We start from the raw sequence: 15,946 nt of genomic DNA, 5'->3' as shown, positions 1-15,946 counted from the left end.
CGGGCAGCGGGTCCGTCGATTCCCGGGACGGCGGCACCGGCCCTCTATAGCCTCTGGGCTATGTCGCGGCGCTCGCCCCCCACGGCGCCGCAGGCGAGAAGGAGGCTCTTCGGATGTCCGAGTCGACCCGACCCACCCTGATCGAACGTGTCGCGCACTGGGCGCGCACCACGCCCGATGCCGAGGCCGTGCGGTATCTCGACCGCAGCCACACCTGGTCGCAGTGGCACGAGCGGCTGACGCGCCTCGCCGGCGCCCTCGCCGACGCCGGGGTCGGCCCCGGCGACACCGTGGCGTTCGTGGACAAGAACAACCTCGCCTGCATCGAGGTCACGTATGCCGCGTCCGCGCTCGGCGCAGCCACCGCGATTCCCAATTTCCGGCTCGCCGGCGACGAACTCGTCTACGTACTCGACGACGCGAAACCCCGAATCCTGTTCGTGGGCAACGAATTCGTCGAGCAGATCGACGCCATCCGGGACCGTCTCACCGCGGCCCCGCAGATTCTGGTGGTCGGCGGGGACGACGACGAGTTCGAACCGCTGATCGCGCGCTCCGAGCCGCCGTCGGTGCTGCCGCAGGTCTCCGCGGACGACACGGCGCTGCTGCTCTACAGTTCCGGCACCACCGGTCACCCGAAGGGTGTGCAGCTGACCCACCGGAACCTCGCCGCGCACGCCGAGGCGGTGATGTCGGTGCTGCCGTTCACCGACGACGACTGCCTGCTGGTGGCGATGCCGCTGTTCCATGTGGGCGGCACCTGCTACGCGGCGATGGGCATTCACGCGGGGCGCCGCTGCGTCTTCACCCGCGAGGCGGATGCGCCGTCGCTGTTCCGCGGGCTCGCGGAGGGCGCGAACATCGCGTTCCTGGTGCCGCCGGTGATCGCGGGGGTGCTCGCCGCCGGCGAGAAGGCGATCGCGGCGTTCTCCCGGCTCACCCGCATCACCTATGGCGCCGCCCCCATGCCGCTGCCGCTGCTGCGCGCGGCCCTGGCGGCGTGGCCGGACACCGAGTTCGTCCAGGTGTACGGGATGACCGAACTCGCCGGGGTGATCACCGCGCTGCTGCCGGAGGTGCACCGCGACGAGGCGCAGGTCGCGCGTATGGCGTCGGCGGGCACCCCGCTGCCCGGGGTGGAGATGCGCATCGTCGACCCGGCCACGCTCACCGACGTCGCACCCGGTGCGGTCGGGGAACTGTGGTGGCGGTCGGAACAGACCACCCCGGGCTATTGGCACCGCCCGGAGGCGACGAAGGAGGCGATCGTCGACGGTTGGTTGCGCAGCGGAGACATGGGTCGCGTCGACGACGGCGGTTTCGTCTACATCGAGGACCGGCTCAAGGACATGATCATCACCGGTGGGGAGAACGTGTACTGCCCCGAGGTGGAGCGGGTACTCGTCGAACATCCCGAGGTCGCGGAGGTCGCCGTGATCGGCGTGCCGGACCCGAAGTGGGGTGAAACCGTCAAGGCCGTCGTGGTCCCGACCCCGGACAGCACCGTCAAGGAGAGCGAGCTCATCGACTACACCCGCGAACATCTCGCAAAGTTCAAGTGCCCCACCAGCATCGACATCGTCGATGCGCTGCCGCGCAATCCGACCGGCAAGATCCTCAAGCGCTCGCTGCGTGAGCCCTACTGGGCGGATCGGCCGCGCAGCATCTGAGCCGCGGTTCGCGGTGGGAGCGCACCGGCGCTCCCACCGCACCCGTTCGTCAGCCGATGCGACGGAACAGCGCCGCCAGCGCCTGGCCGCCACCGATGCACATCGTGACGATGCCGAGCTCGAGGTCGCGGCGCACCAGATCCTTGGCGACACGGACGGTGAGGATGCCACCGGTCGCGCCGACCGGGTGGCCGAGCGCGATCGCACCGCCGTACGGGTTCGTCTTCTCGGGATCGAGTCCGGCGTCGCGGATCACGGCGACCGCCTGCGACGCGAACGCCTCGTTCAGCTCGATCGTGTCGATGTCGGACGGCGTGGTGCCGGTCTGCTCGAACAGCTTCTTCAGCGCCAGCACCGGGGCGTAGCCCATCAGTTCCGGTTCCATCGCGGCGGTCGCGACGGACTCGAGGGTGACCAGGCCCCGCAGGCCCTTCTCCTCGGCCACCGACTGCCGGGCCAGCACGACCGCGCCGGCACCGTCGTTGATGCCCGACGCATTGCCGGCGGTGACGGTGCCGTCCTTCTCGAAGGCCGCGCGCAGCTTGGCGAGCGTCTCCATGGTGGTCTCGGGCTTGGGGTGTTCGTCGGTGGTGACGGTGACGGGCTTGCGGCCGCCGATCTCGACCGGGGTGATCTCCTCGGCGAACGCCTTCTGGGCGGCGGGTTCGGCGGCGCGACGCTGCGATTCGACGGCGAACTCGTCCTGCTGCTCCCGGGTGATGCCGTACTTGCGTGCGACGTTCTCGGCGGTCACACCCATGTGGATGTTGTGGAACGGGTCGGTGAGCATGCCGACAGTGCCGTCGACGAGGGTGTGGTTGCCCAGCTTGTAGCCGGCCCGCGCGGAGTAGTCGTAGAACGGCATGCGCGACATGTTCTCGTCACCGCCTGCGACCGCGAGGTCGACGCCGCCCCAGCGCATCTGCATCGCGGCCAACCAGATGGCCTGCAGGCCGGAGCCGCACAGGCGGTTGACGGTGTAGGCGGGGACCGACTGCGGGATGCCGGCCGCGAGGGACACGCGGCGGGCGTTGTAGGCATCGGGGCCGACCTGGCCGATGCAGCCCATGACGACCTCGTCGATGTCCTCGGCTGCCACACCCGCCCGTTCGAGGGCGGCCTTGACGGCGGTGGCGCCGAGTTCGTGCGCCGGTACGTCCTTGAAGACGCCACCGAAGCTGCCGACCGGGGTCCGTGCCCCTTCGACGACGACGATCGGTTCCGGTGTGGTCATTTCCTGTCCCATCTGCTCGAAGCGTTCACTACGTCTGGCACCCAGTGCCAGTACCGCATGTAATCCAAGTTACCCGCGCGACGGCGATCGGAATACCCCCTCCCCGTTCGTATTCACTCGACGAACCGATCAGTGCTGGTGAGGATCGTTCAGGTCCTGCCGCAGGATCCGTTCCACCGCCCGTGGCGAGCCCAGCTCGCGCCGCATCTCGGGGAAGCGGGCATAGAACTCGAGCACCCGGTGGAGCAGGACGGGGTCGATGTCGAACCGCCGCGAGTCCACTTCGATCATCGGTTCCCCGGGCATCCGGTCCAGGCGGAAGATGCGGCTGGTGCGGCGCCTGGCCCACGCCGCGGTGGGGGTGCCGAGCACCCACGATTCCGGGTAGCCGTGATGGTCGGCGCGCACCCCGGCCACCGACACCCACGGCAGATAGGACTCCACGGTCCAGCCGCGTTGCCGGACCCCGTCCGGTCCCAGAAGCAGGGAACCGGAGCGGATGTGGCCGAGCAGGACCTCGACGACGAACGCCACGCACGGAACGCCCAGCAGCGCGAGCACGGGACTCACCCACGGGAATCCGCTGCTGAACACGAAGATTTCGACGGCGGCGCCGACGGCGAGCGCGGCGGCACATCCCACCATCGCGACGAGCAACCCGAACACCGATCGTCGCGAGCGCACCTCGGTGGTCCCGGCGACGCCGGCCGGCACGAACCGCACACCGGGTGCTCCGCGCTGCGGTCGCCAGTAGGTGTAGCCGAACAGGGCGGTCAGTCCCATGAGGGCCGCGAGGACGAGGAAGAACCGCGTCACCGCACCCGACTCGGCGGCCGCGGTGCCGGCGCGCCACAGCGCCAGGACGAAGAAGACGGCTGCGAACCCGATCGCGAGGGCGACCCGGCGGTTGAACGAGTCGGCGGGCCATTCCGGGGGTCGCTCCAGAGGTGGGGCGTACGGCGCGGATTCCGGTTCGTCGTCGCGCCCTGTGAACGCCGGTCCCACTGCGATTCCCCTTCCGGAAGCGCCAGGGGACCCCGCCGCCCCCGGCCGGTGCCGGTTTGGGCGCGAACGCTACCGCAGCGCGGCGTTCCAGACGGGTAGACACGCTTGGAACTGGACATTTGGTCGAGAAACCGCCAAAGTAGTCCCACTGACCTGGATAATGCACACAAACATCTCGAGCACCAGTGTGATCATCACCATACTCGAGAGTCAGTTGCCGTATTCATGCTGCTCAGACCAAGTTTCACCGGGGGGAATCGGATGGCGTCGTACCAACACGCGGAATTTTGTGTACGGATGAGTAACACCTTCGGCGATCGACACGACACAATCTGTGACGATTCAGACGAGACCGGAGGAATCTGCATGACTGTCCAGCTTGATTCGCCTGGCATCGAAACCGCCGAGCAGGCCGCTTCGACCGAGGTCGAGCTCGTTTCGGCCGATGTCGAACTGGCTCATCTGTTCGACGAGATCCAGGAACTCGATGCCCAGATTCTCGAGGTGATCAAGCGGCGCTGCGAGCTGTCTCAGTTGATCGGGGTTGCGGCGAAGGCCACCGGCCATTCGCGTGAGGCCCAGAACCACGAGATGCAGGTCCTGGACCGCTTCACCGAGCTCGGCAAGGACGGCAACACCCTCGCGCTGACGCTGCTGCGTCTCGGCCGTACGCGCCTGGCTTCCTGACCTCAGCCCACGGGCGAACGAAGCCCCCGCACCGATTCGGTGCGGGGGCTTCGCCGTTCTCGTGTCCGAGCGCGGTCGGATCAGTAGTAGACCGCTCCGGGTACGCCGCCGCCGACGGCGACGGCGTCGCCGGTGATGCCGACGCTGCGCGGGGAGGCCAGGAACGCAACCACATCGGCGACCTCGCTCGCGTCGATCAGCCGGTGCAGCGAGTTCTGGGCGAGTTCACGTTCGAGTTCCTCGACCGGAATCCCGGTCTCCTGGGATCGTGCGGCGACCTGTGCGACGAGCCGCTCGGTCCGGGTCCGGCCCGGATGCACGACCGTCACGTTGATGCCGTGCGGTCCGAGTTCGTCCGCCAGGTTCTTCGTCAGCGCGGCGACGCTGACGTTCCGGACGGTCTGCGCGATCGAGTTGGCCGCCCGTGCCCCGAGGCCGCTGATGTTGATGATGCGGCCCCAGCCCTGGTCGATCAGGTGCGGCGCGACGGCCCGCGCGGTCCGCAGGTAGCCGAGTACCTTGATCTCGACCTCGCGGCGAACCACATCGTCGGTGGTCGCGGCAAAATCGGTCGGGGCGTTGGCACTCCACGGGGTGGCGGCCGAGTTGACCAGGATGTCCACGCCGCCGAACTCCTCGACGGTGCGCGCCACGAGAGCGTCCACCGAGTCCTGGTCGCCCGTGTCGGTGGGCACCCCGACGACCCGCCGCCCGGTTTCGTCGGCGAGTGCCTTCGCGGCGATTTCGAGGTCGTGGGCGGTGCGCGCGGCGATCACGACGTCGGCCCCTTCGGTCGCCAGTGCTCGGGCGATCGCGTAGCCGATACCGCGGCTGCCTCCGGTGACGATCGCGCGCTTGCCTTCGAGGCCGAGATCCATGGTGCTCCTCACGAAATGCCGGTTGGTTCCCTCTCGACGCTAGCCCGCCGCCGGGTCACCGCCACCGTTTGCCGTCACGGTGACCGAAAGTCGGGTGGGCCGACCGGCCGGAATCGGCCGAAAGGGCCGTGGCGGCACCACGATCGGCGGATACTCGGGCGGAGTTCCCCGTCGGGTTGCCCGAGCCTGGAAGGACGCTTCCCCATGACCACCTACACCGTCGGCTATTTCGTCGGAAGTCTCTCGTCGCGGTCCATCAACCGGACGCTGTCGAAGGCCCTGATCCGGTTGGCACCGGACGATCTCGAGTTCGTCGAGATCCCCATCAAGGACCTGCCCCTCTACAGCCCGGACTACGACGCCGACTTTCCGCCGGAGGGCACGGCACTGAAGGAAGCGATCGCGGGGGTCGACGCGGTGCTGTTCGTCTCTCCCGAGTACAACCGGTCCATTCCGGGCGCGCTGAAGAACGCGATCGACTGGGCGTCGCGGCCGTGGGGCCAGAATTCCTTCGATCATGTGCCGACCGCACTGATCGGCGCGTCCATAGGCGCCATCGGTACCGCGGTCGGCCAGCAGAGCCTGCGCGGGGTGATGGCGTTCTGCAACGCCCGGCTGATGACCGCCCCCGAGGCGTACATCCACTACACACCCGACGTGTTCGGCGACGACGGCAGCATCAGCAACGAATCGACGGAGACGTTCCTGCGCAACTACATGTCCGAGTTCCGGGACCACATCGTGCGGGTCCTCACCGTGCTCCCGCGTTAGGGTCGAGCGGCGCGACCTTCTCGAGTTCGAACTCCGCCAGGACGCGGCCGACGACCGCGGCGATCCGATCGGCGGGTAGCTCCTCGTAGGCGGCCAGCACGATCGCCAGCTGCTCGGCCGGCGGCAGCGTCGCGAACAGCACGTCACCGCGCGGGCTCTCGCCGGCGACCCGAGGGGCCTTGCGCGGACGCTGCAGATAGACGAACCAGCTCAGCACGTACGCGCACAGTTCCGGTCCGACGGGCCCGCGCCACGTCGCGACGGCCCGCGCGACCGCCCGGTCGAGGATCTCCGGTGCCGCGTCCCCCGCGAGGAGCCGCGCGCACGGCGCCAGGTCGGGAAGTTTGCTTTCGAGGACTTCGCGCAGCCCGGCGATCCGCTCCCGGTCCACGGTCAGGGTCAGGCCCTCGAGGGTGCCGTTGCCTCGGCCGCGTTCACCGCTGCTGCTCGCAATGGTCGTTTCTGCCGCCGGCTGGTACATGGCTCTACTTCTTCCTCGCGTCTCTACTACGACCATCGTCCCGCGAGTGAGGAATGTCACGCGTAGTCGCCTACGCGTGTCGCGAACGGGCACTACGCGAGAAAACCCGACCCGACGGTCGGTGCACAGATATTTCCGTACACGGACCGTCGGGCCGGGTGACCTGTGCGTACCAGCGCAGGATCAGCGCAGGATCAGCGCAGGATCGACTTGATCTCGAGGAACTCCTCGAGCCCGAAGACGCCCGCTTCACGGCCGAGGCCGGACTGCTTGTAGCCGCCGAACGGCGCTTCGGTGTTGAACGCGCCGCCGTTGACGTACACCTGGCCGGTGCGCATCCGGCGGGCCACTCGTTCGGCACGGGCGGGATCTGCGGACCAGACGCCGCCGGACAGCCCGTATTCGCTCTTGTTGGCGATGCGCACGGCGTCGTCCTCGTCGCGGTAGCCGATGATCGACAGGACCGGCCCGAAGATCTCCTCGCGGGCGATGGTCATGTCCTCGGTGACCTTGCCGAACACGGTCGGGCCGACGAAGTACCCGGTGGTCAGGCCGGTCTCGCGACCGTCGAGGACCAGGTCGGCGCCTTCCTCCACACCCTTGTCGATGTAGGACCGGACCCGCGCGAGCTGGGTGGCGTTGACCAGCGGGCCGAGCTTGGACCCCGGATCCGAGGGATGCCCGACGGTGTAGGCCTGCGCGACCTTCGCGGCGAGCTCGCTGGCCTCGTCGAGGCGGTCGGCGGGCACGAGCATGCGGGTCAGGGCGGTGCAGGTCTGCCCGGAGTTGAGGAAGCACTTGGAGACGCCCTCGGTGACGGCGGTGGCGAGATCGGCGTCGTCGAGGATGATGTTCGCGGACTTGCCGCCGAGTTCGAGCGCGACCTTCTTGACCGTGTCGGCGGCGACCGCGGCGACGCGCTTCCCGGCGCGGGTGGAGCCGGTGAACGAGACCATGTCGATGTCCGGGTGTGCGGCGATGGCTTCGCCGACGACCGGTCCGTAGCCGCTGACGAGGTTGAACACGCCCGGCGGCAGGCCGGCCTCGTCGCAGATGTCGACGAGCGCGTACGTGACGAGCGGCGCGACCTCGGTGGGCTTGAGGACGACGGTGCAACCGGCGGCGAGCGCGGCGAACACCTTGAGCACGACCTGGTGCAGCGGGTAGTTCCACGGGGTGATGGCGCCGACGACACCGACGGGCTCGCGCACGACGAGGGCGTTCCCGATCTCCCGGTCGTCGAAGTCGTATTCACCGGCGAGCGTGGCGTAGGCGGCGATGTTGCTCAGCGGCATCCCGATCTGGACGGCCGCCGCGAGCTTGAGCGGCATGCCCATGTCGCGGGAGACGAGTTCGGTCAGTTCCCCGGCGCGGTCGGCGGCGAGGGCGGCGACCTTGCCGAGGTAGGCGCTGCGTTCGGCGCCGGACAGCGCCGACCAGGCGGGGAACGCGGCGCGCGCCGCGGCGGTGGCGCGGTCGACGTCGGAGGCGGTGCCCTCCGCGACGACGGCGATGACTTCCTCGCTCGCGGGGTCGATCACCTCGATGCGGTCGGTGCCGTCCGAGTCCACCCAGGCCCCGTCGATGTAGATCTTGGTGCGGTCGAGTACGTCGGTCATGCGATTCCCTCTCTGCAGCACGTCCTGATGTGGCGTGGAACACTCCGACCTGCAGCTTAGCCGAGCGCTCGCTCGGCCGGTGTGACGAACGTGGCGTCCACGCAGGGCACGCGGTGCGGTACGCTGGCCAGGCACTCGCGGGTTTCCAACGTGCTACACGCGGGTTGCCAGACAACGACGTCTGCCTCATTTCAGACGTCGGCATCCACCATCGGAAGTCCGGATTCCCGGGCGCACCCCTCCGTGGCCGCCGGCACGATCCACCCGAGGAGGACGTCCGTTGCTTACGCATGCCGACGGAACCGGCCTGTACGACAGCACTCTCGACAAGAGCAGCTGCGGCGTCGGATTCATCACCCGCAAGGACGGCGTGCAGACGCACGAGGTCCTCACCCTCGGCCACGAAGCCCTCTGCGTGGTCCCGCACCGCGGCGGCATGTCCGCCGAGGGCGTCGGCGACGGCGCCGGCGTCAACGTCGACCTGTCGGTCGCGTTCTTCTCGCAGCTCACCGGAAAGAACCTTCGCGCAGGCGAATTCGGTGTCGGCAACTTCTTCCTCCCCACCGATCCCGCCGCCCGCCCCGCGGCGGAGGAACTGATCGGCGCGGCCCTCGCGGCGCAGGACATCGAGGTCCTCGCCGTGCGCGACGTCCCGGTCGACGACAGCGTGCTGCGGCCGGCCGCCGTCGCATACCAGCTGCCGATCCGGCAGTGGATCTTCGCGCGCCCCGAATCCGTGGACAGCGCAAAGGAATTCGACCGGATCCTGCACGAGGCGCTGCTCGCGGTCGAGGCGCAGGCGTACACCGATCCGGCGCTGGCCGGGCTGTACCCGCTCTCGCTCAGCGCACGCACCCAGGTTCTCAAGGGACGCTTGAACTCTCACGAGGTCATCCCCTACTTCGCCGATCTCACCGATCCGGCGCACGCGGTGCACACCCTCTTCTTCCACACCCGGTTCTCCACCAACACCGACCCGCACCCGACGATGGCGCAGCCGTTCCGGCTCATGGCCCACAACGGCGAGCTGAACACCGACCGCAAGAACCGTCTGTTCGAGGGCGCGCTCGCTCGCGCCTTGGGCCGCAACATCATCCGACCGCCCGGACAGTCCGACAGCTGCCGCTTCGACCAGACCCTCGCGTCGCGGCTGGTGTACGACGATCTCGATCTGGTGACCGCGGTCGTGCAGATGATGCCGCCGGCGTGGGAGAACGACACCACCCTGTCGCCGCAGGTGCGCGCGATGCTCGAGTTCTTCTCGCTGTACGAGGAGAAGAACGACGGTCCCGCCGCGCTGATCTTCGGCAACGGCAGCGTCGTCGGCGCCCGCCTGGACCGCCTCGGCCTGCGTCCGCTGCGCACCGTCGAGACCGCCGAGTACCTGGGCGTGACCTCCGAGGCCGGCCAGTTCGGGTTCGCGCCCGAGACCGTGCTGCGCCGCGGCCGCATCGAGGCCGGCGGCATGCTGTACTTCGACCACGAGCAGGGCCGCTCGTTCGGCACCGTCGAGGCCCTCGAACTGCTCGCCGCGCGCCGCGACTACCCGGCGCTGGTGGCCGACGCCCGCGCCGAGCTCGCGTCGCTGCCCGAGATCCCCGCGGAGAAGGCGGGCTCGCCGCTGCGCTACAACGGCGACCTCGACCGCTACCAGCGGTACGTGTCGTACTCGCTGAACCAGGAATCGTTCAGGTTCATGCTCGACCCGATGCTCGCGTCGGGAACCGAGAAGATCTCCGCGATGGGGTACGGCAACGCCATCAACGCCCTGTCCGATCAGGAGGGCGGCGTCGCCAAGTACTTCTCGCAGCGGTTCGCGCAGGTCACCAACCCGTCGCTGGACTCGATCCGCGAGGCCGACGGCATGACGCTGCGGGTCGCGCTCGGTGCCCGCCCCGGCTCCGGTGCCGCGGAGGCCCGGCAGATCGTGGTGCCGTCGCCGATCCTCACCCACCTGGACATGCTCCGCATCCGCGAGCAGGCCGACACCCCGGTGCGCCGCTTCCAGATGCTGTTCACGCCCGTGTTCGACGATCCGGCCGCGAACGCCGCCGCGCTCGAGGCGGCCGTCGAGGCCCTCGCCGACGAGATCGCCGCGTTCGCCCGCGAATCCGGTGGCATCGCGGTGCTCACCGACCGGCACGTCGCGACCGACCGTGCCGCGCTGCCGATGATCCTGACCACCTCCGCCGTGAACCAGCGGCTCATCGACGAGGGCCTGCGGCTGCGGGTCTCGGTGATCGTCGAGTCCGGCCAGCTCTTCTCCTCGCACCACATCGCCGCGACCCTCGGGTTCGGCGCCGCCGCCGTGTACCCGCTGACGGTGCAGATGCGCGCGGAGGAGAAGTACGGCGACGACGCCGACGCCGCCTTCCTGAAGTTCCGCAAGGCCGCCGAGAAGTCGCTGATGAAGACGATGGGCCGCGTCGGCCTGTGCACCGTCGAGTCGTACATCGGCGGCGAGTTCTTCGAACCCAGCTACCTCGACACCGACGACGCGGTGCTGCGCCGCTGGTTCCCGAACGTGCGGACCCCGGTCGGTGGCGTCGGATTCGCGACGATCGCGCAGGCGGTCGCCGATTGGCACCAGCGTGCCCTGACGGTCGTGGCCGAGAAGGACGTGCCGCTGCTCGGCCTGTTCAAGGAGCGCGCCGAGGGGGCCGGGCACTCGTACGGCACCACCGCGGTGCGCGGCTTCGTCGACATGACCGAGGAGCCCATCACGCTGCCCGGCGGCGAGCGGGACGGCGAACCCGACCTGACCGACGCGCTGCGGCTGCTGCCGCTGCACCGCCTCGGCGACGCCCACGGCCTCGACGACGACGCCTACCGCTACGGCGGTTTCCGGGCGCTGACCGCCGACGAGATCGACCGGTTCGAGATCACTCCCGGCTACCGAGCGTTCGCGCGCACCATGGCCGACGAGCGGGCCCAGCGTCCCGCCGCGCTGCGCGACGTCCTCGCGACCCCGGCCGACGTCACCTACGCCACCACCGCCGACGAGTTCCGCCGCGAGATGGGCCGCTTCGCCCGCTACGGCAACAACTCGATGCTGGTGCGCGGCCTCTCGGCGGCCCGGGTCGGCGACGAGGAGTTCGTGCTGCGCCTGACCGGCCCGCGCGCCGACGAGGCCGACCGGCTCGAGGCGCTCGCCCAGTCCCTCGTCGCCCGGTTCGGCGACGAGGTCCTCGGCTACCGCTGCTACGGCGACACCGTCACCGTGCAGGCCACCGGGCAGGCCCGCGACTACCTCGCGCTGGTCCGCAAGGCCCCGGACAGCGTGCCGCTGGACCGGGTGCAGCCCGCCCACGAGATCACCCGCACCCTCGCGTCCGGCGCGATGAGCCACGGCGCCCTGAATTCCAACGCCCACGAGGCCGTCGCGCACGGCACCAACATGGTCGGCGGCATGTCGAACTGCGGTGAGGGCGGCGAGCACATCTCCCGCTACGGCACGATCCGCGGGTCGCGGATCAAGCAGTTCGCGTCGGGCCGCTTCGGGGTCTGGGCCGGTTACCTCGCCGACCCGATGCTCGAGGAGATCGAGATCAAGATCGCGCAGGGCGCCAAGCCCGGCGAAGGCGGGCAGCTGCCGGCCGCGAAGGTGACCGTGGAGATCGCCGCCGCGCGCGGTGCCACGCCCGGCGTCGAACTGGTGTCGCCGCCGCCGCACCACGACACCTACTCGATCGAGGACCTCGCGCAGCTCATCCACGACTGCAAGGCCGCCCGGGTCCGGGTCATCGTCAAGCTGGTGTCCTCCGAGGGCATCGGCACCATCGCCGTCGGTGTCGCGAAGGCCGGCGCGGACGTCATCAACGTCGCCGGCAACACCGGCGGCACCGGCGCCGCGTCCGTCACCTCGCTCAAGTACGCGGGCCGCTCCGCCGAGATCGGCATCGCCGAGGTGCACCAGGCGCTGTGCGCGAACGGCCTGCGCGACAAGGTGGTGCTGCGCTGCTCCGGTGCCCACCAGACCGCATCCGACGTGATCACCTCCGCGCTGCTCGGCGCCGACAGCTTCGAGTTCGGCACCACCGCGCTGATGATGCTCAAGTGCGTCATGGCCAAGAACTGCAACGTCAAGTGCCCGGCCGGTCTGACCACCAATCCCGAGGTGTTCGACGGTGACCCGCGCGCGATGGCGCAGTACCTGCTCAACGTCGCGCACGAGACCCGCGAAGTGCTGGCCCGGCTGGGTCTGCGGTCGCTGCGCGATGCCCGCGGCCGCTCGGATCTGCTGCACCTGCTCGACCACCCGTCGTCCGTCGGCAAGCTGGACCTGCGGGCCATGCTGACCGTCGTGCCGGAGGTCTCGGTCGAGAACCCCGTGTACCTGGAGAAGGACTACGAACTCGACGACCGCTGGATCGCCGAGCTGCGGGCGGCGCTGGTCGACGCCGGCGAGACCGCGGTCGCGCTCGGTGACGGTGTCGCGCTGACCAACCGCAACAAGAGCGTCGGGGCGCAGCTCGCCATCGACATCGAGCGGATGCTGGGCCACGAGCAGCTCGGCGAGATCCCCGCGGCCCTGCGCGACGAGCGCGGCCGCCGCTGGCTGCGCGACGGCGCCGTCACCGTCACCACCACCGGCTCGGCCGGCCTGTCGTTCGGCGCGTTCTGCAACGACGGAATGGTGCTGGCGCACACTGGAACCGCGAACGACGGCGTCGGCAAGGGCCAGTGCGGCGGCGAGATCGTCGTGCTCTCCCCCGGCGGCGGCTCCGCCGATCACGGCGGCAACGTGCTCATCGGCAACTTCGCGTTGTTCGGTGCCACCGGCGGCCGGTTGTTCGTCCAGGGGCAGGCCGGCGACCGGTTCGCGGTCCGCAACTCCGGTGCCGCCGCGGTCGTCGAGGGGGTCGGCGAATTCGCGTGCGAGTACATGACCAACGGTGTCGTGCTCAACCTCGGCGGATTCGGCAAGGGCCTGGGCAACGGCATGTCCGGCGGGTTCGTCTACCAGTACGACCCCGAGGGCCTGCTGCCCGGCAAGGCCAGCGCCGACTCGATCGTCCTCGGTTCCGTCACCGGCGACGATCCGCAGGCGGCGGTCCACAACGCGGCCGTGCTCGAACTGCTGCACCGGCACGTCGAGGCCACCGGGTCCGTCAAAGCCCGCTTCCTGCTGGACAACTGGCAGACCGAGCAGGCGCACTTCGTGTACGGCATGCCGCGGGCGCTGCTGCAGTACCAGGACTCGGAGCAGATCCTCGCCGCGAAGTCCCGCAAGGAACTCGCCGATGAGGTCGCCGCGGCCCTCGTCGAGCACCAGGTCCGCAAGTTCAAGACCGACTACCGGCAGGGCACGCCGGTGGCCGGGGGCGTCACCCCGGACGGCACGGACAGCGAGGCGATGTTCGCGCTGCTCAACAACTACACGGTGCTCGCCGCCGCCCAGTCGATGGCGATGCAGCGCATCCCCGGCGCCACCGACGCCGCCGATCCGGCCGTGCAGAAGGCGGTGCGCAACCTGCTGCTGACCGAGGACTTCTTCCTCGTCAAGAAGCTGCAGCGGTACGCGCTCGAGGCGATCTCGGAGCGCACCGACGAGGAGCTCGCGGTGCTCGTCGCCGACAAGCGCCTCGGCGACTACAAGCGGTCGCTGGCGTTGCGCAACGTCCGGTCCGTGTACACCCCCGGCACCTACGGGTGGATTCTCCTGCAGGACAGGAAGAACCACGACTCCATCGGCCGGCTGCCCGGTTACGAGGAACTGTTCGCGCGTCACGCGGTGCCGGATCTGCTCGCTCAGTCGCCCGAGCTTTCCACGGAGGTGGCTTCCGCATGACCCCGTTCATCCCCACCGACGCCCCGTTCACCACGGACCAGCGGTCGTGGCTCGCCGGCTTCCTCGCCGGCATGCAGACCCGTCTGCTCGCCACCGGCCCCGACACCGCCACCGCGGCGGGTTCGGCGCCCGCGCTGCACATCCTGTACGGATCGCAGACCGGCAACGCCGAATCCGTCGCCGAGGACACCGCGGCCGCGGCCCGCAGCCACGGATTCGCACCGACGGTGTGCGCGCTCGACGACGTCGACCTCGACCGGTTCGCGACGTTCGGTCGCGTGCTGATCGTGACGTCGACCTACGGCGAGGGCGAGATGCCCGACAACGCCGAACTGTTCTGGGAGGCCCTGTCGGCCGAGTCCGCGCCGCGGCTCGAGGGCATGGACTTCGCGGTGCTCGCGCTCGGCGACACCGGCTACGACGGGTTCTGCCAGGCCGGCAAGCTCATCGACATGCGGCTCGAGCAGCTCGGGGCGCAGCGCATCGTGCCGCGCGTGGACTGCGACGTCGACTACGAGGACGTCGCCGCCGCCTGGATCGCCGAGACCCTGCCGCTCGTCGCGGCCGTCGAGGGCATCCACGGCGACGGCACCGCGGCCGTCGCGGCCCCGGCTCCGGCCCGCGCGAAGTCGCAGTGGAACCGCAGGAATCCGTTCCCCGCGACCGTGACGGTCAACCGGCTGCTGTCGGGTGAGGGGTCCGGCAAGGAGATCCGCCACTACGAGTTCGACCTCGCCGGGTCGGGCCTCGAGTACGAGGCGGGCGACGCCCTGAACGTGGTGCCCGTCAACGATCCCGACCTCGTGCAGGCGCTGCTCGACACCCTCGGCCTGGACGGCGCGGTCGTCCCCTCCGGGCACGAGCAGACCCTGACCGAGCTGCTCACCCGCAGCTACGAGATCACCGCGCCGAACATCGACCTGCTCGAGGAGGTCGAGAAGCGCACGCACAACGAGGAACTGACGTACGTGCTGCGGCACGGCGACAAGGCCGCGCTCGACGACTGGCTGTGGGGCCGCGACATCCTCGACGTGCTGCGCCTGGAACCGACTCCCGAGCTGTCCGCCGAGGAGTTCCTGTCGCTGCTCAAGCCGCTGCAGCACCGCGCATATTCGATCTCGTCGAGCCCGAACGCGACGGAACAGAGCGTGCACCTGACGGTCGCGGCGGTGCGCTACGGCACCGACGGCCGCGAACGTCGCGGTGTGTGCTCGACGTTCCTGGCCGACCGGGTCGGCGAGAACGGCATCGCCGGGGTCTTCGTCACGAAGAACAAGGCGTTCCGGGTCCCCGCCGACGACACCGCCCCGATGATCATGGTCGGTCCGGGCACCGGGATCGCGCCCTTCCGGGGCTTCCTGCAGGAACGCCGCGCGCGGGGCGCGACCGGACGGAACTGGCTGTTCTTCGGCGACCAGAAACGCGCGTGCGACTACGTGTACGAGGACGAGCTGACCGAGTTCGTCGAGTCCGGTGTCCTGACCCGCCTGGACCTGGCGTTCTCCCGCGACCAGGCCGAGAAGATCTACGTGCAGACCCGGATGAAGGAGCACGGCGCCGAGCTGTTCGCGTGGCTCGAGGACGGCGGCCACTTCTACATCTGCGGCGATGCCTCCCGGATGGCGAAGGACGTCGACCGGGCGCTGCACGAGATCGTCGCCGAGCACGGCGGTCTGTCGGAGGAAGACGCCGCCGAGTACGTGACCAACCTCAAGCGCGAGAAGCGGTACGTGCGCGACGTGTACTGAGGTGCGGCTCCGCCGCCCGTGTGCCTTTGTGGCGACCCCAACCGCCACAAAGGCACACGGGC

At 69.6% G+C, this 15,946-nt stretch carries 10 protein-coding genes; 5 read left to right on the top strand and 5 right to left on the bottom strand.

All coding sequences use genetic code 11. From position 1 onward, the window contains the following. The first annotated feature begins 113 nt into the window (after positions 1-113). Positions 114-1,670 carry a long-chain-fatty-acid--CoA ligase gene (locus tag ACWDUD_RS15230; RefSeq protein WP_450109837.1) on the top strand — a complete coding sequence of 519 codons (1,557 nt, stop codon included), beginning with the start codon at positions 114-116 and terminating at the stop codon, positions 1,668-1,670. Between the two features lie 49 nt (positions 1,671-1,719). On the opposite strand, the gene ACWDUD_RS15225 is transcribed toward ACWDUD_RS15230, so the two are convergent. After that, positions 1,720-2,904 carry a thiolase family protein gene (locus tag ACWDUD_RS15225; protein WP_450109836.1) on the bottom strand — a complete coding sequence of 395 codons (1,185 nt, stop codon included), beginning with the start codon at positions 2,902-2,904 and terminating at the stop codon, positions 1,720-1,722. Positions 2,905-3,033: 129 nt separating this feature from the next. Further along, a complete protein-coding gene (locus tag ACWDUD_RS15220) occupies positions 3,034-3,909 on the bottom strand; it encodes a hypothetical protein (protein WP_248675698.1) in 876 nt (291 codons plus the stop codon). Between the two features lie 366 nt (positions 3,910-4,275). On the opposite strand from ACWDUD_RS15220, the gene ACWDUD_RS15215 reads away from it, so the two are divergent. Then, a complete protein-coding gene (locus ACWDUD_RS15215; protein WP_197252378.1) occupies positions 4,276-4,596 on the top strand; it encodes a chorismate mutase in 321 nt (106 codons plus the stop codon). Between the two features lie 80 nt (positions 4,597-4,676). On the opposite strand, the gene ACWDUD_RS15210 is transcribed toward ACWDUD_RS15215, so the two are convergent. Continuing rightward, positions 4,677-5,474 carry an SDR family NAD(P)-dependent oxidoreductase gene (locus ACWDUD_RS15210; RefSeq protein WP_450109835.1) on the bottom strand — a complete coding sequence of 266 codons (798 nt, stop codon included), beginning with the start codon at positions 5,472-5,474 and terminating at the stop codon, positions 4,677-4,679. Between the two features lie 204 nt (positions 5,475-5,678). Between ACWDUD_RS15210 and ACWDUD_RS15205 the strand changes: the two genes are divergently transcribed. Next, the gene (locus ACWDUD_RS15205; protein ID WP_450109834.1) at positions 5,679-6,245 is read left to right on the top strand and encodes an NADPH-dependent FMN reductase; all 567 of its coding nucleotides are present in this window, start codon (positions 5,679-5,681) and stop codon (positions 6,243-6,245) included. On the opposite strand, the gene ACWDUD_RS15200 is transcribed toward ACWDUD_RS15205, so the two are convergent. Continuing rightward, positions 6,226-6,726 carry a hypothetical protein gene (locus ACWDUD_RS15200; RefSeq protein WP_231610578.1) on the bottom strand — a complete coding sequence of 167 codons (501 nt, stop codon included), beginning with the start codon at positions 6,724-6,726 and terminating at the stop codon, positions 6,226-6,228. The two genes, ACWDUD_RS15205 and ACWDUD_RS15200, sit on opposite strands and share 20 nt — an antisense overlap. 194 nt (positions 6,727-6,920) lie before the next feature. After that, the gene (locus ACWDUD_RS15195; protein ID WP_450109833.1) at positions 6,921-8,345 is read right to left on the bottom strand and encodes an aldehyde dehydrogenase family protein; all 1,425 of its coding nucleotides are present in this window, start codon (positions 8,343-8,345) and stop codon (positions 6,921-6,923) included. Between the two features lie 280 nt (positions 8,346-8,625). Here ACWDUD_RS15195 and ACWDUD_RS15190 point away from each other — a divergent pair, with 280 nt between their 5' ends. Continuing rightward, complete coding sequence (locus ACWDUD_RS15190; RefSeq protein WP_450109832.1) at positions 8,626-14,136, top strand: glutamate synthase-related protein; 5,511 nt, start codon at positions 8,626-8,628, stop codon at positions 14,134-14,136. Beyond that, entirely contained in the window at positions 14,133-15,884 is a 1,752-nt protein-coding gene (locus tag ACWDUD_RS15185; protein WP_450109831.1) for a sulfite reductase subunit alpha, read from the top strand. Before ACWDUD_RS15190 ends, ACWDUD_RS15185 begins: the two co-directional genes overlap by 4 nt. Positions 15,885-15,946: the final 62 nt, after the last annotated feature.

Source organism: Rhodococcus sp. NPDC003382 (assembly GCF_053589135.1).
Note: the sequence above shows the minus strand (reverse complement) of the source record. Positions and strands in the feature narration are given on the sequence as shown.

Excerpts from the sequence above, each read along its gene's own strand:
- ACWDUD_RS15230 (WP_450109837.1), top strand. The coding sequence starts at position 114 with ATGTCCGAGTCGACCCGACCCACCCTGATCGAACGTGTCGCGCACTGG.
- ACWDUD_RS15225 (WP_450109836.1), bottom strand. The coding sequence starts at position 2,904 with ATGACCACACCGGAACCGATCGTCGTCGTCGAAGGGGCACGGACCCCG.
- ACWDUD_RS15215 (WP_197252378.1), top strand. The coding sequence starts at position 4,276 with ATGACTGTCCAGCTTGATTCGCCTGGCATCGAAACCGCCGAGCAGGCC.
- ACWDUD_RS15210 (WP_450109835.1), bottom strand. The coding sequence starts at position 5,474 with ATGGATCTCGGCCTCGAAGGCAAGCGCGCGATCGTCACCGGAGGCAGC.
- ACWDUD_RS15205 (WP_450109834.1), top strand. The coding sequence starts at position 5,679 with ATGACCACCTACACCGTCGGCTATTTCGTCGGAAGTCTCTCGTCGCGG.
- ACWDUD_RS15200 (WP_231610578.1), bottom strand. The coding sequence starts at position 6,726 with ATGTACCAGCCGGCGGCAGAAACGACCATTGCGAGCAGCAGCGGTGAA.
- ACWDUD_RS15195 (WP_450109833.1), bottom strand. The coding sequence starts at position 8,345 with ATGACCGACGTACTCGACCGCACCAAGATCTACATCGACGGGGCCTGG.
- ACWDUD_RS15185 (WP_450109831.1), top strand. The coding sequence starts at position 14,133 with ATGACCCCGTTCATCCCCACCGACGCCCCGTTCACCACGGACCAGCGG.